We start from the raw sequence: 23231 nt of genomic DNA on the forward strand, positions 1-23231 counted from the left end.
TTTCATGAACAGTATTTGTGACGACAAAACGACCTCCCGAAACCAACAGGGGTATTAACTCACCACCACCGGCACTCGCGGCGCTAACGCACACATCAGCTCATAACCCACCGTACCGGCGGCGCTGGCCACATCGTCAATTTTGACGTTTTTACCCCACAGCTCAACCGGGCTGCCGATGCCGGCCTGCGGGCAAGGCGTCAGATCTACGGTAATCATATCCATCGATACTTTCCCTACCACGCGGGTCATGACACCATCCACCATGACAGGCGTACCGTCTGGCGCAATGCGCGGGTAGCCGTCCGCATAACCACCAGCCACAATCCCGATTCGCTGCTCGCCGCTGGCGGAGTAGCGGCTACCGTAGCCCACGGTATCGCCAGCCTTCAGGTTCTGAATGCCGATAATTTCGCTGCTCAACGTCATTACTGGCTGAATACCGCTGGTGGCGACATCCTGCCATTGCCCGCTCGGAGAAGCGCCATAAAGGATGATACCCGGGCGAACCCAGTCAAAGTGCGCTTCCGGGTGCCACAGCGTAGCCGCCGAGTTTGACAGCGAACGAGGAGCATCAAGGCCTTCTGCCGCCTGCTCAATGCGCTTCATCGGCTCAACAATGCCTTCTGGCTGCTCGGCATCAGCAAAATGCGCCATCAGCGTCAGTTCACCCACATTCGGGATCGCGCGAAGTTTTTGCCAGATACCGTGCACGCGATCGGGCGTAAACCCGAGGCGATTCATCCCGCTGTTGATTTTGAGATAAACATCCAGCGGCGCGCTCAGCTTCGCGTTGGCTATCGCCTTCACCTGCCAGTTGCTGTGCAGGCTGGTGGTCAGCCGGTATTTGTCGAACAGCGCCAGCTCATCGGCATGGAAGAACCCTTCCAGCATCAGGATCGGCCCTTTCCAGCCGCGCTCACGTAGCAAAATGGCCTCTTCGAGATTCAGCATGGCAAAACCATCGGTCGCGCCTAACGCCGACCAGATACGGTCGAGACCGTGGCCGTACGCGTTGGCCTTAACAACCGACCAGACACGTGAATGCGGTGCGGCTCTGCGCACTACCTCAAGATTGTTGCGCAGCGCGCTGAGATCCAGCGAAGCAATCACAGGACGGGACATGACGGCTCCTTTTAGTTATGTGCGCCGTGAAGGTGGCGGGCGCTCAGTGGCGTGAAGCCAGGCGCGTAGCGTGCGATGCCTAAATCCTCACTTGGGATAGCCGGAGTACGCCCGGAGATCAGGTCGCTCAGCATCTGGCCCGAACCGCATGCCATTGTCCAGCCTAGCGTGCCGTGTCCGGTATTAAGCCAGAGATTCTTGAACGGCGTACGCCCTACAATTGGCGTCCCGTCCGGCGTCATCGGGCGTAGCCCGGTCCAGAAGGTTGCCTGCTCTACGTGCCCACCACGCGGATAGAGATCCCTGACAACCATTTCCAGCGTTTCACGGCGCGGCTGCAGCAGTTCAGTGTTGAAGCCGACGATTTCCGCCATGCCTCCCACGCGGATGCGGTTGTCAAAGCGGGTAATAGCGATCTTGTAGGTCTCATCCAGAATTGTAGAAACCGGGGCGCCCTGCTCGTCGGCAATAGGAATTGTCAGCGAGTAACCTTTTAAAGGATAGACAGGAATATCGGCGATACCCTTGAGCAGGCCGGTGGAATAGGAGCCGAAAGCCACGACGTAGGCATCCCCCTTCACCACTTCCTGGCCACACTGCACGCCGCTGATTTGCTGGTTGTCGTACAGCAGACGATCAACCGGCGTATTGAAGCGGAACTCAACGCCCGCTTCCGCCGCCATCCGCGCCAGGTTTTGGGTAAACAGCTGGCAATCACCGGTTTCATCGTTCGGTAAGCGTAGGCCGCCGGTCAGTTTGTGGGCTACGTCCGCCAGCGCGGGCTCAACACGATTGAGCTGGCTGGCTTCCAGAAGTTCATACGGTACGCCCGCGTCTTTCAATACGGCGATGTCTTTCGCCGCACTTTCATACTGCTGCTCGGTGCGGAACAGCTGCAGCGTGCCGCCCTGTCGGCCTTCATACTGAATGCCAGTAGTGTGGCGCAGCTCTTTCAGACAATCGCGGCTGTATTCTGCCAGACGCACCATGCGGCCTTTGTTTTCCATGTAATGCCGGGTATCGCAGTTACGCAGCATCTGCCACATCCACTTCAGCTGGAATTGGGTTCCGTCGAGACTAATGGCCAGCGGTGCATGGCGCTGGAACATCCACTTAATGGCTTTTAACGGGACGCCCGGTGCAGCCCAGGGCGCGGCATAGCCCGGAGATATTTGCCCGGCGTTGGCCGCGCTGGTCTCCTGCGCAGGCCCTGATTCGCGATCGATGACGGTGACTTCATGCCCGGCCTGACGTAAATACCAGGCGCTCGCCACGCCGACGACACCACTTCCCAGCACCACAACACGCATATCTGCTCCGCAATTAGCTAAAAGAATAATCTTCTGATTACATATTGATAACTCAGTTGAATATGTTATTCAACATATGGCTTTATTATGGTGACTAAACTCACAGAGTTGCCCGCCAGCGCTGGAGCGAGATAATTAGCATCTCCTGTACGGGAAAACATTTTCGTCAAAATAAAATGCTGTTAGGCGGGTGAAAACCCCGCTATTAAGATCAATAAATCGCGAAGAAAAAATTTTACTTGTCGGCGCTATCTTTCAGGAGTTGTCTATTCTTGAAAGTGAGGCTTTCCATCCAGAGAAAGTTGAAAACAATGAGGGCGCGCTGATGGCTACCGTAACTGATTTCGCCACAAAGGATCCCATCCGTCTGAGTGACGGACCCGACTGGACGTTTGAGCTACTGGACATCTACCTGGCTGAGATTGACCGGGTAGCAAAGCTCTACCGGCTGGACACCTATCCCCACCAGATTGAGGTTATTACTTCAGAGCAGATGATGGATGCGTATTCCAGCGTGGGGATGCCAATTAACTATCCGCACTGGTCTTTCGGCAAAAAATTCATCGAAACCGAGCGCCTGTACAAACACGGGCAGCAAGGGCTGGCGTATGAGATCGTCATCAACTCTAACCCCTGCATTGCCTATTTGATGGAAGAGAACACCATCACCATGCAGGCGCTGGTGATTGCGCATGCCTGTTATGGGCACAACTCTTTCTTTAAAAACAATTACCTGTTCCGCAGCTGGACGGATGCCAGCTCGATAATCGACTACCTGATTTTCGCTAAAAACTACATCACGCAGTGTGAGGAGCGTTACGGGGTTGATGAGGTGGAACGCCTGCTGGATTCCTGCCACGCGCTGATGAACTACGGCGTGGACCGCTATAAACGCCCGCAGAAAATATCACTGCAGGAGGAAAAAGCGCGCCAGAAAAGCCGGGAAGAGTATCTGCAAAGCCAGGTGAATACGCTCTGGCGCACGCTGCCGCGTAAGGAAGAGGAAAAAACCGCAGAATCCGCCCACCGCTTCCCTTCGGAGCCGCAGGAGAATCTGCTGTATTTTATGGAGAAGAATGCCCCGCTGCTGGAGCCCTGGCAGCGTGAGATCCTGCGTATAGTGCGCAAGGTGAGCCAGTATTTTTATCCGCAAAAACAGACCCAGGTAATGAACGAGGGCTGGGCTACTTTCTGGCATTACACCATTCTCAATCACCTGTATGACGAAGGCAAAGTCAGCGACCGCTTTATGCTGGAGTTTTTGCACAGCCATACCAACGTGGTGTTCCAGCCACCCTATAACAGCCCGTGGTACAACGGTATTAACCCCTACGCGCTGGGGTTCGCCATGTTCCAGGATATCAAACGTATTTGCCAGTCGCCGACCGAAGAAGACCGCTACTGGTTCCCGGATATTGCCGGCAAAGACTGGCTGGAAACGCTGCATTTCGCCATGCGTGATTTCAAGGATGAGAGCTTTATCAGCCAGTTCCTGTCGCCTAAGCTGATGCGCGACTTCCGCCTGTTCACCGTGCTGGACGATGACCGTAATAATTACCTGGAAATTTCGGCCATTCATAACGAAGAGGGTTACCGGGAAATACGTTCCCAGCTGTCGGCGCAGTACAACCTGAGCAACCTCGAACCGAACATTCAGGTCTGGGATGTGGATTTGCGTGGAGACCGTTCGCTGACGCTGCGCTACATCCCGCACAACCGCGCCCCACTGGATAAAGGGCGCCGGGAAGTGCTCAAGCATGTGCATCGCCTGTGGGGCTTTGACGTCGTGCTGGAGCAGCAAAATGCGGATGGCAGCGTGGAACTGTTGGAACGCTGCCCGCAGCGAAACCCGCTGTAGGAGTGAAAAAAAACGCTTCCCCAGGGAAGCGTTTTTTATGCTGGCCTAGCGACTGTGCATCGCCAAATCGCCAGGCAGGTTTTTCTGCATACGGTGCCAAATCTCGCCGCTCTCGCGACCGTAGTTACGCACGGTATCAAAGACCTGCTCGTGAAGCCCCTGCTGGCAAATTTCCGCCAGGCGGTGGTAAAAGCCCAGCGCCAGGCTGCGGGCTTCAGGATTAGAGAAGTAGTGACGCCCGATGCGGGTGTACAGCCCTTTCATCCCGTTCAGGATCAGCCCATAAATCGGGTTACCAGACGCAAACGCCAGGCCGCGGAAAATGTTGTAGTCCAGTTCGGCAAAGGCGTCCGCGTGGTCTTCAACTTTGTTAGCGGTGGCCAGCACTTCCTGTGCTTTATCTGGGTACTGACGAATCGCCGTACGAATAAATATCGTAGAGATATTGGTTCGCACCGAAAGCAGATTATCAATCAGCTGCGGCACGCTGTCATGATCGAGACGGGCCAGCGTTTCCAGAATGTTTAAGCCTGAGGTTTCCCAGAAATTGTTCACCCGCGTTGGCTTCCCGTGCTGAATTGTCAGCCAGCCGTCGCGTGCAAGACGCTGAAGCACTTCACGTAATGTGGTACGCGTAACGCCAATCAGTTCTGAAAGTTCACGTTCTGCCGGCAGGATGGAACCCGGTGGAAAACGACTGTTCCAGATACTTTCTATAATATACTCTTCCGCGAAACCCGCTGGGCTCTGCGCCTTAATGACCATAGTAAGATTTCCATTACTCAGGTTTTGCAAATTGGACTCATCATACCAGATGCCATGCGCGCCAGATAGCGGGGGCGACGCGCAAATGCGGGATCGGCGTTGAATTTTGACGATAAATGCCTTAACTCAGGATTTCCTACGGCTTGATCGCATGCGCCTCAAACGAGTACCCTGAAGCGTTATCTTTTTAAACATCAACATAATACAACGGATAATGGTAACTATACGATGGAAATGTCCTTTGGGCGGGCGTTGTACCGCAATTTTCTGGGTCAATCACCTGACTGGTACAAACTGACGCTGCTTCTCTTTTTAGTGGTTAATCCGCTGGTCTTTTGGTTTGTCAGCCCGTTTATCGCGGGCTGGATGCTGGTGGTGGAGTTTATCTTTGCGCTAGCAATGGCGCTGAAGTGCTATCCGCTTCTGCCGGGCGGCCTGCTGGCTATTGAAGCCGTACTTGTTGGCATGACGAGCCCCGATCATGTTCGGGCTGAGATCGCTTCAAACCTCGAAGTGCTGCTGCTGCTGATGTTTATGGTGGCCGGGATTTATTTCATGAAGCAGCTTCTGCTGCTGCTCTTCACCCGCCTGCTGCTGGGGATCCGCTCCAAAGTTGCGCTGTCGTTAGCCTTCTGCGTTGCCGCCGCGTTTCTTTCCGCCTTCCTTGATGCCTTAACGGTGGTGGCCGTTGTTATTAGCGTGGCCGTGGGCTTCTACAGCATCTACCACCGAGTCGCCTCCGAAGCACAGGATGACAGCAACGTTCAGGACGACAGCCATATTCGGAGCGACAGCCGCGAGGTGCTTGAGCAGTTCCGCGCTTTCCTGCGCAGCCTGATGATGCACGCCGGCGTTGGTACCGCGCTGGGGGGCGTAATGACTATGGTTGGCGAGCCGCAGAACCTGATCATTGCTAAAAACGCGGGGTGGCACTTCGGCGATTTCTTCCTGCGCATGATGCCGGTGACCGTACCGGTGCTGATTTGCGGCCTGCTCACCTGCATTCTGCTGGAACGTTTCAAAGTGTTCGGCTACGGGCAAACGCTGCCAGAAAAAGTGCGTGGGATCCTGTATGACTTTGATGCCCAAAGCACGAAGAAGCGGACGAAGCAGGACAAGCTGAAACTGCTGATTCAGGCGCTGATTGGCGTCTGGCTGATTATCGCGCTGGCCTTGCACCTGGCAGAAGTCGGCCTGATTGGCCTGTCGGTGATTATTCTGGCGACATCCCTGTGCGGGGTTACTGACGAACATGCTATCGGCAAAGCCTTTACCGAAGCGCTGCCGTTTACTGCTCTGTTGACCGTGTTCTTCACCATCGTGGCGGTTATCATCGACCAGCATCTGTTCAGCCCGATTATTCAGTACGTGCTCGATGCCTCGCCACACGCCCAGCTGTCGCTGTTTTATATCTTTAACGGCCTGCTCTCCTCGATTTCCGACAACGTCTTTGTCGGCACCGTTTATATCAACGAGGCGAAAACCGCGCTGCAGAATGGTGCCATCAATATGCAGCAGTTCGAACTGCTGGCGGTGGCTATCAATACCGGTACAAACCTGCCCTCGGTGGCAACGCCGAATGGCCAGGCGGCGTTCCTGTTCCTGCTGACGTCGGCCCTGGCGCCGTTGATTCGCCTCTCTTATGGTCGCATGGTTGTGATGGCGCTGCCTTACACGCTGGTGCTGACCCTTGTGGGCCTGCTGTGCGTGGAATATACCCTGGCGCCTGCTACACAATGGATGCTGGACAGCGGCTGGCTAATGACGCCTGATACGCTGCTTGCACCGCACTAAGGCAATTTGACGGGAAGTCCGCTTCCCGTTACAAATTTTTTCCTTATAAACATCCGATTACTGCGTTATTTTCATCTGCGCTACTGGCGCAAAAAGGGAATTGGTTTACACTGCCGATTCTACGCATGCTGCAGGGAAACTGATTATGTTGCGATATTTAAACCAATGCTCTCTTGGGCGCACCGCCTGGCTGCTTTTGGCCTTTACGGCATTTGCGCTTGAGATGGTGGCATTGTGGTTCCAGCACGTTATGGGGCTGAAACCTTGTGTGATGTGTATTTATGAGCGTTGCGCGCTATTTGGCGTTATGGGTGCCGGTATCGTGGGCGCGATAGCCCCTAAAAGCCCCCTGCGCTATGGCGCACTGGCCATCTGGCTGTACAGCGCAGGGAAAGGCGTTCAGCTGGCGTGGGAGCACACCATGCTGCAGCTTCACCCTTCTCCGTTTGTGACCTGCGATTTCTTCGCTCGTTTCCCAAGCTGGCTGCCGCTGGACAAATGGCTGCCGCAGGTCTTCGTTGCCAGCGGTGACTGCTCCGTTCGTCAGTGGGAATTCCTGTCGCTGGATATGGTTCAGTGGCTGCTCGGGATCTTCGCCGTGTTCGTGATTATTGCGGTGCTGGTGCTGATTGCTCAGTTCTTCAAGCCTAAACGTCGCGATCTGTTTGGCCGTTAATTTCGCAAACGCCCGATAGTAATAACCCACCTGTCGGTGGGTTATTTTTTTCAGGAATGATCGCGCCGGTACAGCGCCCATTCATCAATTCTTTCCCCGCCTGGCAACAGGCAGTCACTTCTTTCGCCCTCAGGCGTTTTCACCATCACAGATTTGCCGCCTTTAGCCTGGCAGTAAACCGAAGCCGGGTTCGCCATGCCCACGCTATGCGGCGGCTTCGGTGCCTCACGCTCCGCCGTTGCACAGCCGCTGAGCAGCAATATGCCCATGATAGTTGTTAGTTTTTTCATTTTTCCTCCTCTGAAAGTGAAGTATACGCCGGAGAGATAAAAAAGCCGCAGAAAGACAAAAGGTGCCTTCAGTTTTTTATTACATACTCGTAGTCGAAGTTTCGTGCAAAAAGCTGAGCTTATTATCCGCTAGATAAAATTTTCGCCCGGGATTAAGCGTCTAAGGATTGATATAAAGTCGCCCCTCAATCATATCGAGAATCACCTGGCGTTCCCGCATGAAATTCATTCCCAGCAAACCGTCGAAATCAATTTCTTGGGGAGTCGGGCTGCTGGAGACAATAGCCAGATTGTTGCTAGTCTTGCCTTCGTTATCTGTAATACTGAGTTCCGCTACTCTGCAGTCTAAGTTCGATGCCTCAGGCTCAAGGGTTTTGCACCCTGAAAAAAGCGTGTTGGCCGGTAGTCGGTCTGAGAACAGAAGTGAGTGGCTGGCACCAGTATCTACAATCAAATGCAAAGGCGTTATTCCGGCGAATGCAGTAACACGTAAGCCTGATTCCGTTTGCTTTATCGGGTAGGATGACCACTTATTAACTTCCGATGGAAGTGAGTCCAGCATTTGCAACCGGTGATTTTTAAAGTCGATTAAAACCCGACGGTCGTGAAAAACTCCAAGCCCCATAACTTCATTTGTAGGCACATCTCCCCCCAGGTTGAAGCCCCATGGCTTGAGCTCTACCGCTTCAACGTCATCGAACTGCACATCAGAAATAGTTAATTCATGAATATTCCAGGACGGGGAAGTACTTTCACCACCGGATACATCGATCATCCGACGGGGGGCTTTCTGAGTAATTTTCAGTCCGATATTTGCAATCAGTGTGTACAGGTTATGTTTATAAAGATGCAAACCTTCTCCACTCCCGGTATCCAACATTAACGTATGAAATCTATTATTTATTCGGACATCTGCCAATGGTAGTCCTCGCTCATCATATCGCAACCGCCAGAAATCAGCAGGGGCGCTAGCTATGCAAACATCAGAGAAAAAAAGCATTAATAACGGAAGACATTTCACCATGATTAAATTTCCATATTTTTCATAAGAAAGAGATTCAAATAAATAGTTCTGCCAATCATTGGTTTTATGCAGGGCTGAGTGAATTATATTGATTGTAGGTTACAGCGACCTGAAAATAAAAACTCATGGGCAAACTATGGGTTTAACTTACTAAGATAGTGGGCCCGTAATAACCACAAAACACAAACAAAAAAGCCACCGGAGTTAACCAGTGGCTTGTCGAGTGCGGGCGTGAACCCGAACTTATAGCAACGCAAATGGGGCATACTTTGCGCAACGTTTATGGAAAATGGATGAACGGCAACAACGGCGAAAGGATGAGCATTTTGAACGCCAATTTTAGTGAAGAAGCCCCACTCACGCCCAAGGCACAAAACCAGTAGGACAAGTATCCTTTCAAATTAAAGCATCAATCCGCCCATTCGGGCTTGTTGAGAATGTGATCCTGCCAGTCGCGGACCTCAGACTCTTTCACCGCGATATGGCGCACGGAAATGCGTTCGCCGTGCATGGCGGCTTTTGAGCCAGTGATTAGCGGGTGCCATTCCGGCAGCGGTTTACCTTCGGCCAGCAGACGATAAGCGCAGGTGTGCGGCAGCCATTCAAAGGTCGGCAGATTGTCGCGAGTGAGTTTGATGCAGTCCGGCTCGTACTCAAAGCGGCGGGCGTAGTTCTTGCACTGACAGGTTTTGATATTGAGCTGCTTACACGCGACGTTAGTGAAATAAATCTCGTCGGTGTCTTCGTCCATCAGCTTATGCAGGCAACACTGACCGCAGCCGTCGCACAGGGATTCCCACTCGGCGTCGCTCATTTCGTCGAGAGTTTTACTTTGCCAAAAAGGAGTGGGTGTCATAGCGGTTCCTGCATTTGAAAATTAAGCTGCACCTTATAAACAGTCTGACACCCGGATGCAAGTTTTGCCGCCCTGAAGCGGCAAATTGTTTATAAAACGCGCGTCGTCAGGCTGTGGCCAGCAAAGCTCACTTCCAGCTCGTCGCCGCTGAGCAGAGGGCCGACGCCTTCCGGTGTTCCGGTCAGGATCACATCCCCCGCACGCAGAGTGAAGAATTTGCTCATATAGGCAATGAGCGGCACGATCTTATGGATCATGTCTTCGGTATTGCCCTGCTGGCGAATTTCACCGTTAATCTTCAGCTCCAACGGGGTGTTTTGCGGATCGTGAGTAAACTGCGCTGCCGGAATAAACCCGGAGATTGGGCAAGAATTATCAAAGCCCTTAGCTTTTTCCCACGGCTGGCCTGCTTTTTTCAGTTTGGCCTGCAGATCGCGTAGCGTGAGATCCAGCGCAACGCCATAGCCGGCAATGGCTTTCTGCACGTGCTCTTCGCTTGCCTGCTTGAGGGTTGAGCCAATCAGAATAGCCAGCTCAACTTCATGATGCACGGAACCAAATTCCTGCGGCAATGCCAGCGGCTGGCGAATATCACACAGCGCGCTTTCAGGCTTGATAAACACCACCGGCTCATCCGGCGTCGCACTGCCCATTTCTTTAATATGTTTGGCATAGTTGCTGCCAACACAGACTACCTTGTTTACCGGAAAATCCAGCAGCGCACCCTGCCAGTTATGATGTTGATACATGCCTTTCCTCTGTGTCGTTTGTGTTAACTGCCTTTGATACTAGATAAAAAACGCCCCGCTGAATACCGGGGAAGTGTTTCTAAGCGTGCTTTATCGGGCAATAGCATCCGCCATTTTGCCAATGCTAATGGCAAAGTAGTAAGAGCGGTTCCAGTGCATCAGGGTGCGGAAGTTGTTATAGACCAGGAACGAGCGGGCCAGGCCATCATCTGGCTTCACCAGCCAGGCCTTTTTTGAGGAGACAGGGAGATGAGTTCCACTCGGCAGTGTTACCCCTAGTTTTTTCCACTGGGCCACGGACTTGTCCTGCTCCGGACTTGTTCCCAGCAGCGAACTATTAAAGCCAGCTGGCAGTTTCACCTCATAGCCCCACGCTCCGCCACGCTCCCAGCCTTCTACCGCCAGGTAGTTTGCCGTGGAGGCGAAAACGTCGCGGGTGTTATTCCAGATATCAATTTTACCGTCACCGTCGCCGTCTTTGCCGTAGCGCAATAGCGAACTCGGCATAAACTGGTTTTGCCCCATCGCCCCGGCCCACGAGCCTTTCAGCTGCGCCGCGCGAACATCACCCCGCTGAATGATTTTCAGCGCCGACATCAGTTCGTTGGTAAAAAATGCTTCACGGCGCCCCTCAAAAGCGAGCGTTGCTAAAGCAGAAATGACATCTTCTTTGCCCTGCAGTTTGCCGAAGTTACTCTCCATTGCCCACAGGGCGACGATGTAGCGACTCTGAACGCCACTGTTGGCGCTGACCTTTTCCAGCTCTGCTCGATGCTGTTTGGCCAGACTACGTGCCTGTTTTATTTTTGCGGGGGTGATCACTCGGGTTAAATAGTCATCAAGTGTTATTTTCTTTTCCAACTGATTGCGATCGGATTGAATAACCCGATCAACAAAATGAATATTGGCAAAGGCTTTTGCCAGCGTCTCGTTGCTGATGCCCTGCTTCCTGGCTTGTGATTTTAATTTTTCGACATAAGCCGGGAATTCAGCGGGATTTCGCCCTTGTTCAGCGAGCGTGATGGTTTTAGGCGTGCTGCTTTGAGGATCTGAAGCGGCTGTGGGAGCCGCCTCAGCATGGGGGAGATAACCAGCCCCACAGGAGAGTATTAAGACGCTGAAGGTATAACGCAAAGCAGCATTTTTCATCGGCTTATCTTCAATAATGTGTTTCACACATTTTCCGTGTGAATGCATGGAAAAGATTTACCTTCAGTCCGAAAGTTATTTTTTAGGACTCTTTTCCAGGTGCATGGTCAGCAAACTTTCTACCGGAGGTGGGATCTGTAAATAATAACCCTCCGTTTCCAGTGCCTGCTTCACTTTATCCAAATCGGCATTGGCCAGTTTTTTACTGCCGTCCAGCGGCAACAGCATCGACAGCACCGGTTTGCCAAAGCCTTTCATCAGTTCTTCCGGCACTCGGGAAAAATCGTCTTTTTTTTCGACATAAAGATATGTCTGGTCACGTTTAGTACTTCTGTAGATCACACAAAACATTTTTTTTACTCTATTTTCGCCAGCGAGTGGCTTGCCTGAATATAAGCTGGACTATAACATGCCTGGTGTACTTCGGAATATCGTCCCACAATAGTGGGGATTGAAACTGAATTGAGTAAGGCCAGGATGTCAAACACGCCAATCGAGTTAAAGGGCAGCAGTTTTACCTTATCTGTGGTTCATTTGCATGATGCACAACCTGAGGTTATTCGCCAGGCTCTGGAAGATAAAATCGCCCAGGCTCCTGCATTCTTAAAGAATGCCCCGGTGGTCGTTAACGTCGCCAGTCTCGATGGTTCCGTCAACTGGAAGAAAGTACAACAGGCCGTCACCGCAACCGGCCTGCGCGTTGTGGGTATCAGCGGCTGTAAAGATGAAGCCTTAAAGGCTGAAATTGAGCGCGCTGGCCTGCCCTTGCTGACCGAAGGGAAAGAAAAGGCCGCAAGAACGCCAAAAGCCGCACCTGCAGAGCCCGTCGTGGTTGCTGCGCCGGATGTTACACCGGTCACAAAAACACGTTTAATTGATACACCGGTCCGTTCCGGGCAGCGCATTTATGCGCCAAACTGTGACTTGATTGTGACCAATCACGTCAGCGCCGGTGCAGAACTTATAGCAGATGGTAATATTCATATTTACGGCATGATGCGTGGCCGTGCGCTGGCTGGTGCAAGCGGTGATCGTGATGCACAAATATTTTGTACTAACCTGGTGGCAGAGCTTGTCTCTATTGCTGGCGAGTACTGGCTGAGCGAGCAGATCCCAGCCGATTATTATGGAAAAGCGGCTCGCCTGAATCTGGCGAGTGGTGCGCTCTCCGTTCAATCTTTGAATTAAGCCCTTTTAACAAGGAAATCCTTTATGGCACGCATTATTGTTGTTACATCGGGTAAAGGGGGCGTCGGTAAGACCACGTCCAGCGCGGCCATCGCTACGGGGCTGGCCCAAAAGGGAAGAAAAACCGTCGTTATTGATTTCGACATTGGCCTGCGTAACCTTGACCTGATCATGGGCTGCGAACGCCGCGTTGTGTACGATTTCGTTAACGTGATTCAGGGCGATGCCACGCTTAATCAGGCGCTTATCCGTGATAAACGTACTGAACAGCTCTATATCCTGCCAGCTTCACAAACCCGCGATAAAGACGCCCTGACCCGCGAAGGCGTGGCTAAGGTGCTGGAAGACCTGAAAAACATGGACTTCGAGTTTATCGTTTGTGACTCCCCGGCAGGTATCGAAACCGGCGCGCTGATGGCGCTGTACTTTGCGGATGAAGCCGTGATCACCACCAACCCGGAAGTTTCCTCGGTGCGTGACTCAGACCGAATTCTCGGCATTCTGTCGTCCAAATCCCGCCGCGCTGAAAACGGTGAAGATCCTATTAAAGAGCATTTATTGCTGACCCGCTACAACCCAGGTCGCGTCAATAAAGGCGATATGCTGAGCATGGAAGATGTGCTCGAAATTCTGCGCATTCCGCTGGTTGGCGTTATCCCGGAAGACCAGTCAGTGCTGCGTGCGTCCAACCAGGGCGAGCCGGTGATTCTTGACGGCGAATCGGATGCAGGCAAAGCCTACGCCGATACCGTTGAACGCCTGCTCGGCGAAGAACGCCCTTTCCGCTTCATTGAAGAAGAGAAGAAGGGTTTCCTGAAACGCCTGTTCGGAGGATAAGTTATGGCATTACTCGACTTTTTTCTGTCACGAAAAAAGAACACCGCCAACATCGCGAAAGAGCGTTTACAGATTATTGTGGCTGAGCGTCGCCGTAGCGATGCAGAACCCCATTACCTGCCGCAGCTGCGCAAGGACATTCTCGACGTGATTTGCAAGTACGTGCAAATCGACCCGGAAATGGTTAGCGTCCAGCTTGAGCAGCGCGATGGGGATATTTCGATTCTGGAGCTGAACGTGACGCTCCCGGAAGCGGAAGAAGCCAGCAAATCGGCCTGAATAAAAAACCCCCTGCATGTGTCAGGGGGTTTTATTTTGATCCAGCCACTTAACGTTTATTAAGAACCTTCTCGTTGCGGTCCGCAAATATATATCAGCCTGAGAATAATACTGTAATTATTCCCAGGTCATATGAACAATCAGTATTCCGCCAACAATTTCGTTAGCGCTTCTGCCATTAATTCTGCCCGCCAGCCGCTAATTAATTCCGGCATGACGTTTTGCGGCTTCAATTTCCAGTGCCAGTTTAACAGCTGATTGATTTGGCGGCGGGAGGCCAGTAATTCGGCACTCAGCCCTTTTGCCTCGCTCACTTCCTGCACCAGAGCTTTAATCGCCTTAAACACTTTGCGGTAGCCCGGCATATCCACCAGGTTTTGCAGCGGCTGCGGCAGTTCGCTCTCCGGCAGCGCCTGCGCCTCGGCCACCAGGGCGATAAGCGTCTTACCGTGGAAGCGAATTTCACTGCCGCTCAGGCCAAGCGAGTCCAGCTCCCCCAGCGAGCCAGGCATGTATCTCGCCACCTGCCACAGGTTTTCTTCACGGACGACAAAGTTTACCGCCATATCGCGCTCGCGGGCTTTGCGAAGGCGCCAGGCTGCCAGCTTCTTAAGGCAGGCCAACTGCCGGGTTCGCAGCTGCCAGGCATTGCCTATGTCGCGCCAGGCCTCTTCCGGATCAAGCTGATCGCGGCGGCGAGAGCACATCAGATGGCACTCATCGAGAGCCGCACCGATCCAGCCCGCCGCTTCCGTTTCGGCCATCAGTTTCTCAGCGATAGGCAGCAAATAAAGTACGTCTGCCGCAGCATATTCACACTGCCGCTCCGTGAGCGGACGCGCCAGCCAGTCGGTCCGGGATTCACTTTTATCCAGCGCAATGCCGGTGTAGGACTCGACGATGGTGGCAAAGCCGCAAGACAACGGGCGGCCAGTGAAGGAAGCCAGAATCTGCGTATCGATAAACGGATCTGGCAGCATGCCAAAAGCATTCAGGAAGACTTCGAGATCTTCACTGCCCGCGTGCAGATATTTGATGGTATCCGGATCCTGCAGCAAGGCTTTGAACGGCGACCAGTCGCTGATGGTTAAAGGATCGATCAACGAAACCTGCTGACCGTCATAAAGCTGGATAAGTCCCAGTTGAGGGTAGTAGGTACGGGTACGAACAAACTCGGTGTCCAGCGCCAGCGCGGGGAATTGACGTGCGGCCTGGCAAACGGCGGCCAGCCCTTCATCGGTAGTGATCATCTGGTAAGTCAAATTCAGTTCTCTTAGGTTGCGCCCATAAAAAATGCCGGCGAACCGGCATCAGGACGAGTGACTTGGAGCTCAGGCGTTATTGTTGCCTGTCTTGCCCGCTTCGTCACGTAGTTCTCGTCGTAAAATTTTCCCGACGTTCGATTTTGGCAGTTCCGTGCGGAATTCAATCAGTTTCGGCACTTTATAGCCAGTTAACTGACGACGGCAGAAGGCGATAAGCGCCTCTTCCGTTAGCGCGGGATCTTTTTTCACCACAAAGATTTTCACCTGCTCACCGGTCACCCCGGCAGGAACCCCCACCGCAGCGACTTCAAGCACGCCTTCGTTCTGCATCACCACATCTTCAATTTCGTTTGGATAAACGTTGAAGCCGGAAACGAGGATCATGTCTTTTTTGCGGTCAACGATGTTCATGAAGCCTTCTTCGTTCATCACCGCAATATCCCCGGTGCGCAGCCAGCCGTCTTTAAGGATTTCATCAGTTTCTTTTGGACGCTGCCAGTAGCCCAGCATCACCTGCGGGCCTTTAACACACAGTTCGCCAGGCTCGCCTGGTGGCACCTCATTACCCTGATCGTCTACCAGCTTCACATCGGTAGACGGCACCGGCAGGCCGATAGAGCCGCTGTGGTAATCCATATCATGCGGGTTGGCGCTGACCAGCGGTGCGCATTCAGTCAGGCCATAGCCTTCAAGCAGGAAACGGCCCGTGAGTTTTTCCCAGCGTTCGGCAACCGCGTGCTGGACGGGCATACCGCCGCCCGCAGAGAGGTGAAGGCTGGAGAAATCAAGCTGCTGAAACTCTTTGTTATTCAGTAACGCGTTAAACAGCGTATTCACGGCAGTCATGGCGGTGAACGGATATTTCGCCAGCTCTTTTACCAGCCCTGGAATATCGCGTGGGTTGGTGATCAGCAAGTTCTGGCCACCCATATCGATAAACAGCAGGCAGTTAATGGTTAGAGCAAAAATGTGGTACAGCGGCAGCGGGGTCACCACCAGCTCTTTGCCTTCATGCAGCAGCGGGCTGTATGCCGCTCTGACCTGCTCCAGGTTGGCCAGCATGTTGCGATGCGTCAGCATCGCGCCTTTGGCTACGCCGGTTGTACCGCCGGTATACTGCAGGAAAGCCAAGTCTTCATTGAGAATGTCAGGCTTGATGTACTGCATGCGGTAGCCGCTTTGCAGCGCCCGACGGAAAGAGATAGCGTTTGGTAAGTGGTATTTCGGCACCAGCCGCTTGATGTACTTCACCACGAAGTTAACCAGCGTCCCTTTCGGCCCGGAGATCTGATCCCCCAGGCGAGTCAGGATCACATGTTTCACCTGGGTTTTTTCGACCACTTTCTCCAGCGTGTGGGCAAAGTTTGACACAATAACAATCGCGCTGGCCCCGCTGTCGTTCAACTGGTGCTCCAGTTCTCGCGGGGTATAGAGCGGATTCACGTTAACCACCACCATACCGGCGCGCAGAATACCGAACAGCGCGACAGGATACTGCAGCAGGTTTGGCATCATCAGCGCCACGCGGTCGCCTTTTTTCAGGCCCAGCCCCTGCTGAAGGTATGCGGCAAATGCCCGGCTGCGCTCTTCCAGTTTGCGGAAGGTCATCACCTCCCCCATGTTGATAAACGCAGGTTTGTCGGCGTAGCGAGTGACAGCCTGCTCAAACATATCAACCAGGGATTGATAGCGGTCGGGATTTATTTCAGCCGCAACGTCGGCCGGGTAGCGGTTAAGCCAAACCTTATTCAAGGATCCACCTCTGAAATTATTATTTGTCGTCATCACAACCCCAGGGAATACATTTCGTTAACATAATATTAACTCAGCGTACCAGTTTATTAATTAGCCTGATTAAAGGTTGCGAAGCACATCACTAAATTTTTTCATCCGTCCTGGATAAAAACAAACAGCGGCCAGGCCGCTGTTTGAAAATACTTTAAAAACAACAGATTATTCGGTTACAACGGTTTGCACCTGTGCAGGCCCCGGATTGTACCAGCCGCCCCACATGTCGTAATGGTGGCGATATGGGTAAGGCCCGCCCCAGAACCACGGGTCGATAGGCTGAGGTGGCATGACCACCTGCTGAACCACGTTCCAGCGCTTGTAGCCCGTCGCCTGCATGGTCATGAATTTATAGGGCGTCTGGCCAATCTTACCTTCTGCCGTGCCGGAGATTGGGCCAACGACGGTCACCAGTTGATTGCGGAAATCGACCGGATCAAGGAAGCCATTCACGTCGGCATAAATGCGCCCTTGCGAAGGCTCATTCAATGCGGGACGGGCACCTTCATCGAGGCTGACGGTGGCAATCTCCAGGCGAGTTTTGCCCTTCAGGTTGTCCACGTTCACCACTCGCCCGCCAAAGCGCGCTTCCTGCCCGACATAAAGCTGGGGCGCGCTCATGACCGCCGTCAGATCCTGCTGCGGGGTCGCGGAAGTCCCTTTAATCGCATCCGGCACGCTCACACAGCCGCTCAGAACCAGCGCCGCAGCGGCGGCCAGCAGCCAGCTGCATTTTTTGACATTACAAACAGCCATACCTCATCTCCTTAACCTTCCCGCCGTTTAGCAGGGTCGGTCTTACTCTCTGCCAGGTAGCTTTTTCCAGGTGACTTCATTACGCAGGTAGACAGGCTCAGCATGCTCGACGGCGACGGTTTTACCGGCGCTGAACGCCTGCTGCGCCAGAGGAAGCATATCCTCAGCTTCAGGCAGCGTAGTTTCACCGTCCTGCAACAAAAGTCCGCTATCCTTCGCCATATCAGGCCAGGCCTGCCAGCCTGTTCCGACTGTAGCCCAGGTGCCGCTCAGATGCTTCAACCGCCCGGCAACGTCTTCAGGCTTGAGGACGGCTTCGCTTGCTTCACCGTGCCACACGCCCTGCTCGTCACGCTCATACTCAGCCCAATAGACTTCGCCCATGCGGGCATCTATTGCAGCAAGTACGCGGGTCGCGCCCGTTCTGCGCCATGCGCCCTGAGCCATCGTCGCCAGCGTTGAAACGCCAATCATCGGCAGCTCAGCGCCCAGCGCCAGCCCCTGCGCAATACCAATCCCAATGCGCACGCCGGTAAAACTGCCCGGCCCACGCCCGTAGGCAAGTGCGTTCACCTCAGACAAAGTAATCCCGCCCTGGTTCAGGATCTCTTTGACCAGCGGTAAAATTCTTTGCGTGTGCTCGCGCGGGCAGAGCTCGAAATGGGCGTAGGACGCCGCGTCGTTTTGCAGGGCAACAGAACAGGCTTCTGTTGCGGTATCGATGGCTAAAATTCGCATGGGCTTGCCAACCTCTGGCGGAGATAAGGTCAAAAAACGGCGCGCATCATACCATAGCCTGGCACAAATTACTGCGCGCCTGAGGCATTGAGGAACTCAACTGCCCGATTTATATCCCTGGTACGCGGTGTAGGCGGCAGGCTGTTAAGAAAAACAGCACCATAAGGCCGCATGACCAGGCGGTTATCACAGATAACCAATACTCCACGGTCTTCTACATCACGGATGAGGCGACCGACGCCCTGCTTAAGAGTAATGACTGCGTCGGGCAACTGGACATCGTCAAACGGATCGCCCCCGCGAATGCGGCAATCTTCCATTCTCGCCTTGAGCAGCGGATCGTCCGGTGAGGTAAAGGGAAGTTTGTCGATGATAACCAGGGAGAGTGTGTCGCCGCGCACGTCTACGCCTTCCCAGAAGCTGCTGGTCGCCACCAGCAGGGCGTTACCGGCTTCGACAAACTGCTGTAGCAGTTGGCCTTTGCTGGTTTCACCCTGCAACAGCACGGGCAACGTCATGGTGGCCCGGAACTGTTCCGCCAGGTCACGCATCATGGCGTGGGAGGTACAAAGCATAAAGCAGCGCCCGTTGTTCGCCTCAATAAGCGGGCGCAACAGGTTAGCCAGGTGACGGCCAGCGTGAGGCTGATTGGGCGTTGGCAGCCCTCTCGGCACGCACAGAAGCGCCTGCTTAGCATAATCAAACGGGCTGGCAAGCAGCAGCGTTTCCGCCTCGTCGATACCCAGCCGCTCGGTGAAATGGCTCATATTGTCATTCACCGCAAGCGTGGCCGAGGTAAAGACCCAGCAGCCCGCTTTTTCACGAATGACTTCCTTAAACTTGTCCGCTACAGAGAGAGGCGTCAGGGCCAGCGTGAAGTGGCGGGCGTTGCATTCATACCAGTAGCTGTAGCCCGGCTGATTAATCTCTTTCAGTCTTTTGATCCGCCCGCGATAAATTACCGCCCGTTCAAAAGCGGCGTCCAGCAGCGCCGATCGGCCAAGAGAAAGCTTTGCCACGTCATAACACAGCTCCAGGGCATCATCGAGCAGCAGCAGCGAGCGCTGGATATTGGTGTCCGCAAGCAGCTCCCGCAGGTTTCCCCGGTAGCCCGGGTCGCCTATTTGCAGGCGGAAGTCCTGCGTGCGCTGGGCAAGGCTGTCGGCGCTTTTTTGCAGCTGTTGCGCGTCACGGACTTCCGTGCGGTAGGCAATGGAAATGTCTTTGGCGAGGTCGAGTAACTGCCGACTGGAGATAGACTGGCCAAAATACTGGCTGGCGATATCCGGGATCTGGTGGGCTTCATCGAAAATCGTCACGTCCGCCTCAGGGATCAGCTCCGCAAAGCCGCTCTCTTTCACCACCATGTCGGCCAGATATAGATGATGGTTTACCACCACCACGTCGGCGTCCATCGCCTTTTTACGCGCCTTGACCACAAAGCAGTCCTGATACTGCGGGCAGTCCTGCCCCAGACAGTTGTCATTGGTGCTGGTGACCATCGGCCAGACGGTGGAATCTTCGGCGACGGACCCACATGTGCTGATATCGCCATCCACGGTTTCACTGGCCCAGCCGCGCAAATGCATTACGTCGCTTAACGCCTGCACGGGCAAATCACCGCCCGCCAGCGACTGCTGTTCCAGCCTTTCCAGGCAAAGGTAGTTAGAGCGCCCTTTGAGCAACGCCACGCGGCCGGTAAATTTCAGCGCGCGGGATATCGTCGGCAGATCGCGAGAAAACAGCTGATCCTGAAGCGCTTTCGAGCCAGTAGAGATAATGACTTTTTTGGCAGAACGCAGCGCGGGGGCAAGATAAGCATACGTTTTCCCTGTCCCGGTGCCCGCTTCTACCACCAGCTCACCGCCGGCTTTGATCGCCCTGGTTACGGCTTCCGCCATTTCACGCTGAGCTTCACGCGGCTTGAAACCGGGAATGACCTTAGCCAGCTGGCCGTCTGCTGCAAAATCGTCCGTCACGTTACCCCCTGGTTAAATTGCCAGTGATTATGTCAGCCCCGGCGAGGTTTATCCAGCCAGGCGGTGGCACCGGGCAGCAGATTGTGGCAGTCTGTGCCGCACATATCGTTTGTTGTTAAGGAGTTGCCATGAGTATTGCTCGTATTAAACCTGAAGCCCGCTGGTCTGATGCGGTTATCCATAACCAGACCGTGTACTACACCGGCGTACCGGAAAATCTGGATGCTGACGCCTACCAGCAGACGGCAAATACCCTGCAGCAAATCGACACCCTGCTGGCCGAACTCGGCAGCGACAAGACCCGCATTCTGGATGCAACGATTTTCCTGCCAGATGGCGAAGATTTTGCGGCGATGAATAAAGCGTGGGATGAGTGGGTCGTGGCGGGTAAAGCGCCGGTACGCTGCACCGTACAGGCTAAATTGATGAACCCGCGCTACAAAGTGGAAATCAAAATCATCGCGGCGGTGTAACGCTAAGTCGCTGAGGCCCGGCTAGTCCTGCGGGTCTTCTTCTTCGCCGTCTTCATCCTCAAAACGTACGGCGACGTTACCCCCAGTATGCGAGGCGCGAATCTCACTGGCTACCAGGGCGATGGCTTCACCGCTGCTCATGCCGTCGGCCATCAGTTCGTGAATACGCTCGACGGCCTGCTGCTGCTGCTCGTGGCTAAGCGCCGGTAATCCTGAAATCATGTTTAACTCCTGTTACAGTGCTGAAGTCGCTATTTTACTCTGCTCCTGACGATGCTACCAAGATGAATGTTACAACCTCTCCCGCTTTTCGCGAACTTCGCTGGCAGGCTGATGCCGTTCAGCACTATTTCCGCGCGGTTTCCGCTCAGCCCTGGGCCATGCTGCTTCACTCTGGTTTTGCCGACCATCCGCATAATCGTTTTGATATTATGGTCGCCAGCCCGCTTGCGACGCTGGTCACACGCGGCCAGGAAACCGTTATTGAACGCCACGGACTCTCATCGCTACACAGCGAATGCCCGCTCGAACTGTTACAGCAAACGCTGGACAGCTTTGGCCTTGCCACCACGCCCACCAGCGATATTCCTTTCTGCGGCGGCGCTCTGGGGCTATTCAGCTACGACTTGGGCCGCCGCTTTGAGAAAATCCCTGAGACAGCTGAACAGGATTTGATCACGCCGGACATGGCCGTCGGCATTTATGACTGGGCGCTGATTGCAGACCACCATCTGCAGCGTCTGACGCTGGTTAGCCAGGGAGATATTGAGGCGCGTCTGGCCTGGCTGAATGCACTCTCGCCCCGGCAAGAGGTTCAGCCTTTCCGGCTGACCAGCCAATGGCAGTCCAATATGTCCCGAGAAACGTACGGTGAGAAATTCCGCCAGATCCAGGCTTATCTCAGCAGTGGCGACTGTTACCAGGTTAACCTGGCTCAGCGGTTCAGCACCCACTATGAAGGGGATGAATGGCAGGCTTTCGAAACGCTAAATCAGGCGAACCGCGCGCCGTTCAGCGCTTTTTTGCGGCTGCCGGACAGCTGTATTCTCAGTCTTTCTCCGGAGCGTTTTGTTTTGCTCGAAGACAAGCAGATTCAAACCCGTCCGATTAAAGGCACGCTGCCTCGCCTTGCCGACCCGCAGGCCGACGCAGCCCAAGCTGAGCGCCTGGCGAACTCACCAAAAGATCGCGCTGAGAATCTGATGATTGTTGATTTGCTACGCAACGATATTGGCCGCGTTGCGGTGCCGGGCAGCGTCAAAGTGCCCGAGTTGTTTGTGGTGGAGCCTTTCCCTGCGGTGCATCATCTGGTGAGCACAATTACCGCCAGGTTGCCTGAGACGCTTAGCGCCTGCGATCTCCTGCGCGCCACCTTCCCCGGCGGTTCAATTACCGGCGCCCCCAAAGTGCGGGCAATGGAAATTATTGAAGAGCTGGAGCCTCAGCGGCGTAACGCATGGTGCGGCAGTATCGGCTACATTAGCTTCTGCGGAAAGATGGATACCAGCATCACCATCCGCACGCTTACTGCTGAAGGCGGGAAATTATATTGTTCTGCCGGCGGCGGGATCGTCGCCGACAGTCACGAGGCGGCGGAGTATCAGGAAACTTTTGATAAAGTTAATCGTATCCTGCCCTTACTGGAGAATTAATGCATGTCTGGTTCGTCCCTGACGCTGAATGATTTCCTTACCCGGTTTCAACTGTTACGCCCGGCGGATAGCGCGCCGGTCAGCAACAAACGTCAGGCGGCTGTGCTGGTGCCGATTGTACGCCGGCCTCAGCCAGGGCTTTTGCTCACCCAGCGCTCGCTGATGCTGCGCAAACATGCCGGTCAGGTGGCCTTCCCCGGTGGAGCGGTAGACGACACCGACAGCTCGCTGATAGCCGCCGCGCTGCGCGAGGCCCAGGAAGAAGTCGCTATTCCACCAGAATCCGTCGAGGTTATCGGCACGCTTCCGCCGGTGGACAGCGTGACGGGTTTCCAGGTAACGCCGATTGTTGGCATCATTCCCCCTGATTTACCGTGGCGCGCCAGTGAAGATGAAGTTTCTGCGGTGTTTGAAATGCCGCTCGCCGAGGCCCTGAGTCTTGGGCGCTACCATCCGTTAGATATTCATCGCCGCGGCAACGCGCATCGCGTCTGGCTTTCCTGGTATCAACGCTATTTTGTTTGGGGTATGACGGCGGGGATTATTCGCGAACTCTCTTTACAGGTAGATAGCGATCCAGGCGACACTTTAAAACGCTGAATATGGCTATATTTAAGCAACAGAAAGACCATAAATCATCTGCTATTAGGTGATTTATGGTTAAGCATTAGTTTAATTCA

General features: G+C 54.0%; 24 protein-coding genes. 9 read left to right on the forward strand and 15 right to left on the reverse strand.

All coding sequences use genetic code 11. The annotated features are described in order from the left end of the window. Positions 1-54: 54 nt before the first annotated feature. Complete coding sequence (gene dadX, locus B9Y90_RS02265) at positions 55-1125, reverse strand: catabolic alanine racemase DadX (protein WP_085540082.1); 1071 nt, start codon at positions 1123-1125, stop codon at positions 55-57. 11 nt (positions 1126-1136) lie between these two features. Continuing rightward, complete coding sequence (locus B9Y90_RS02270; protein ID WP_039294400.1) at positions 1137-2435, reverse strand: D-amino acid dehydrogenase; 1299 nt, start codon at positions 2433-2435, stop codon at positions 1137-1139. A 325-nt stretch (positions 2436-2760) separates the two neighbouring features. Here B9Y90_RS02270 and B9Y90_RS02275 point away from each other — a divergent pair, with 325 nt between their 5' ends. Next, positions 2761-4293 (forward strand): SpoVR family protein, encoded by a 1533-nt coding sequence (locus tag B9Y90_RS02275; RefSeq protein WP_039296882.1) that lies wholly within the window; start codon positions 2761-2763, stop codon positions 4291-4293. Between the two features lie 45 nt (positions 4294-4338). Here the strand turns inward: B9Y90_RS02275 and fadR are convergent, their stop codons facing one another. Beyond that, positions 4339-5058 (reverse strand): fatty acid metabolism transcriptional regulator FadR, encoded by a 720-nt coding sequence (gene fadR, locus B9Y90_RS02280; RefSeq protein WP_039303942.1) that lies wholly within the window; start codon positions 5056-5058, stop codon positions 4339-4341. Between the two features lie 228 nt (positions 5059-5286). Between fadR and nhaB the strand changes: the two genes are divergently transcribed. Beyond that, complete coding sequence (nhaB, locus tag B9Y90_RS02285; protein WP_085540083.1) at positions 5287-6852, forward strand: sodium/proton antiporter NhaB; 1566 nt, start codon at positions 5287-5289, stop codon at positions 6850-6852. 145 nt (positions 6853-6997) lie between these two features. Next, a complete protein-coding gene (gene dsbB / locus B9Y90_RS02290; protein ID WP_085540084.1) occupies positions 6998-7528 on the forward strand; it encodes a disulfide bond formation protein DsbB in 531 nt (176 codons plus the stop codon). 50 nt (positions 7529-7578) lie between these two features. Here the strand turns inward: dsbB and B9Y90_RS02295 are convergent, their stop codons facing one another. The 6 genes from B9Y90_RS02295 to B9Y90_RS02320 form a co-directional block, all read right to left on the reverse strand. Beyond that, the gene (locus B9Y90_RS02295; protein WP_085540085.1) at positions 7579-7818 is read right to left on the reverse strand and encodes a putative hemolysin; all 240 of its coding nucleotides are present in this window, start codon (positions 7816-7818) and stop codon (positions 7579-7581) included. Between the two features lie 160 nt (positions 7819-7978). Then, positions 7979-8842 (reverse strand): pepsin/retropepsin-like aspartic protease family protein, encoded by an 864-nt coding sequence (locus tag B9Y90_RS02300; protein WP_085540086.1) that lies wholly within the window; start codon positions 8840-8842, stop codon positions 7979-7981. A gap of 409 nt (positions 8843-9251) precedes the next feature. Further along, the gene (locus B9Y90_RS02305; RefSeq protein WP_008454079.1) at positions 9252-9698 is read right to left on the reverse strand and encodes a YcgN family cysteine cluster protein; all 447 of its coding nucleotides are present in this window, start codon (positions 9696-9698) and stop codon (positions 9252-9254) included. A gap of 89 nt (positions 9699-9787) precedes the next feature. Next, the gene (locus B9Y90_RS02310; protein WP_085540087.1) at positions 9788-10447 is read right to left on the reverse strand and encodes a fumarylacetoacetate hydrolase family protein; all 660 of its coding nucleotides are present in this window, start codon (positions 10445-10447) and stop codon (positions 9788-9790) included. A gap of 90 nt (positions 10448-10537) precedes the next feature. Then, a complete protein-coding gene (locus B9Y90_RS02315; RefSeq protein WP_085540128.1) occupies positions 10538-11596 on the reverse strand; it encodes a lytic murein transglycosylase in 1059 nt (352 codons plus the stop codon). 75 nt (positions 11597-11671) lie between these two features. Beyond that, a complete protein-coding gene (locus tag B9Y90_RS02320; RefSeq protein ID WP_008454073.1) occupies positions 11672-11947 on the reverse strand; it encodes a YcgL domain-containing protein in 276 nt (91 codons plus the stop codon). Positions 11948-12073: 126 nt separating this feature from the next. Between B9Y90_RS02320 and minC the strand changes: the two genes are divergently transcribed. From minC to minE, 3 genes are read left to right on the forward strand one after another with little or no spacing between them, the layout of a single operon-like run. Next, the gene (gene minC / locus B9Y90_RS02325; RefSeq protein ID WP_039294418.1) at positions 12074-12784 is read left to right on the forward strand and encodes a septum site-determining protein MinC; all 711 of its coding nucleotides are present in this window, start codon (positions 12074-12076) and stop codon (positions 12782-12784) included. A gap of 24 nt (positions 12785-12808) precedes the next feature. After that, positions 12809-13621 carry a septum site-determining protein MinD gene (minD, locus tag B9Y90_RS02330; protein WP_039294422.1) on the forward strand — a complete coding sequence of 271 codons (813 nt, stop codon included), beginning with the start codon at positions 12809-12811 and terminating at the stop codon, positions 13619-13621. A gap of 3 nt (positions 13622-13624) precedes the next feature. After that, complete coding sequence (gene minE / locus B9Y90_RS02335; RefSeq protein WP_008454068.1) at positions 13625-13900, forward strand: cell division topological specificity factor MinE; 276 nt, start codon at positions 13625-13627, stop codon at positions 13898-13900. A gap of 140 nt (positions 13901-14040) precedes the next feature. Here minE and rnd read toward each other — a convergent pair whose 3' ends face one another. The 5 genes from rnd to B9Y90_RS02360 all read right to left on the reverse strand — a co-directional run bounded on the left by rnd (position 14041) and on the right by B9Y90_RS02360 (position 20426). Continuing rightward, positions 14041-15162 carry a ribonuclease D gene (gene rnd, locus B9Y90_RS02340; RefSeq protein ID WP_139827331.1) on the reverse strand — a complete coding sequence of 374 codons (1122 nt, stop codon included), beginning with the start codon at positions 15160-15162 and terminating at the stop codon, positions 14041-14043. A 69-nt stretch (positions 15163-15231) separates the two neighbouring features. After that, positions 15232-16917, reverse strand: a complete 1686-nt coding sequence (gene fadD / locus B9Y90_RS02345) for a long-chain-fatty-acid--CoA ligase FadD (protein WP_139827332.1) — start codon at positions 16915-16917, stop codon at positions 15232-15234. A gap of 201 nt (positions 16918-17118) precedes the next feature. Next, positions 17119-17709, reverse strand: a complete 591-nt coding sequence (locus B9Y90_RS02350; protein WP_085540090.1) for a Slp family lipoprotein — start codon at positions 17707-17709, stop codon at positions 17119-17121. Positions 17710-17751: 42 nt separating this feature from the next. After that, positions 17752-18447, reverse strand: coding sequence for a tRNA (adenosine(37)-N6)-threonylcarbamoyltransferase complex dimerization subunit type 1 TsaB (gene tsaB, locus B9Y90_RS02355; protein ID WP_008454058.1), 696 nt, complete (start codon positions 18445-18447; stop codon positions 17752-17754). A gap of 68 nt (positions 18448-18515) precedes the next feature. After that, positions 18516-20426 carry an ATP-dependent DNA helicase gene (locus B9Y90_RS02360; RefSeq protein WP_085540091.1) on the reverse strand — a complete coding sequence of 637 codons (1911 nt, stop codon included), beginning with the start codon at positions 20424-20426 and terminating at the stop codon, positions 18516-18518. A 128-nt stretch (positions 20427-20554) separates the two neighbouring features. Between B9Y90_RS02360 and B9Y90_RS02365 the strand changes: the two genes are divergently transcribed. Further along, positions 20555-20899 (forward strand): RidA family protein, encoded by a 345-nt coding sequence (locus B9Y90_RS02365; RefSeq protein WP_039294440.1) that lies wholly within the window; start codon positions 20555-20557, stop codon positions 20897-20899. 21 nt (positions 20900-20920) lie between these two features. Here the strand turns inward: B9Y90_RS02365 and B9Y90_RS02370 are convergent, their stop codons facing one another. Next, positions 20921-21121 carry a YoaH family protein gene (locus B9Y90_RS02370; protein ID WP_008454053.1) on the reverse strand — a complete coding sequence of 67 codons (201 nt, stop codon included), beginning with the start codon at positions 21119-21121 and terminating at the stop codon, positions 20921-20923. 62 nt (positions 21122-21183) lie between these two features. Here B9Y90_RS02370 and pabB point away from each other — a divergent pair, with 62 nt between their 5' ends. After that, on the forward strand, positions 21184-22551 hold the full coding sequence (gene pabB / locus B9Y90_RS02375) for an aminodeoxychorismate synthase component 1 (RefSeq protein ID WP_085540092.1): 1368 nt from the start codon (positions 21184-21186) through the stop codon (positions 22549-22551). Positions 22552-22554: 3 nt separating this feature from the next. Further along, positions 22555-23151 carry a CoA pyrophosphatase gene (locus tag B9Y90_RS02380; RefSeq protein WP_085540093.1) on the forward strand — a complete coding sequence of 199 codons (597 nt, stop codon included), beginning with the start codon at positions 22555-22557 and terminating at the stop codon, positions 23149-23151. Positions 23152-23231 lie beyond the last annotated feature (80 nt).

Source organism: Cedecea sp. NFIX57 (assembly GCF_900177785.1).
Classification (GTDB): Bacteria; Pseudomonadota; Gammaproteobacteria; order Enterobacterales; family Enterobacteriaceae; genus Cedecea; species Cedecea neteri_C.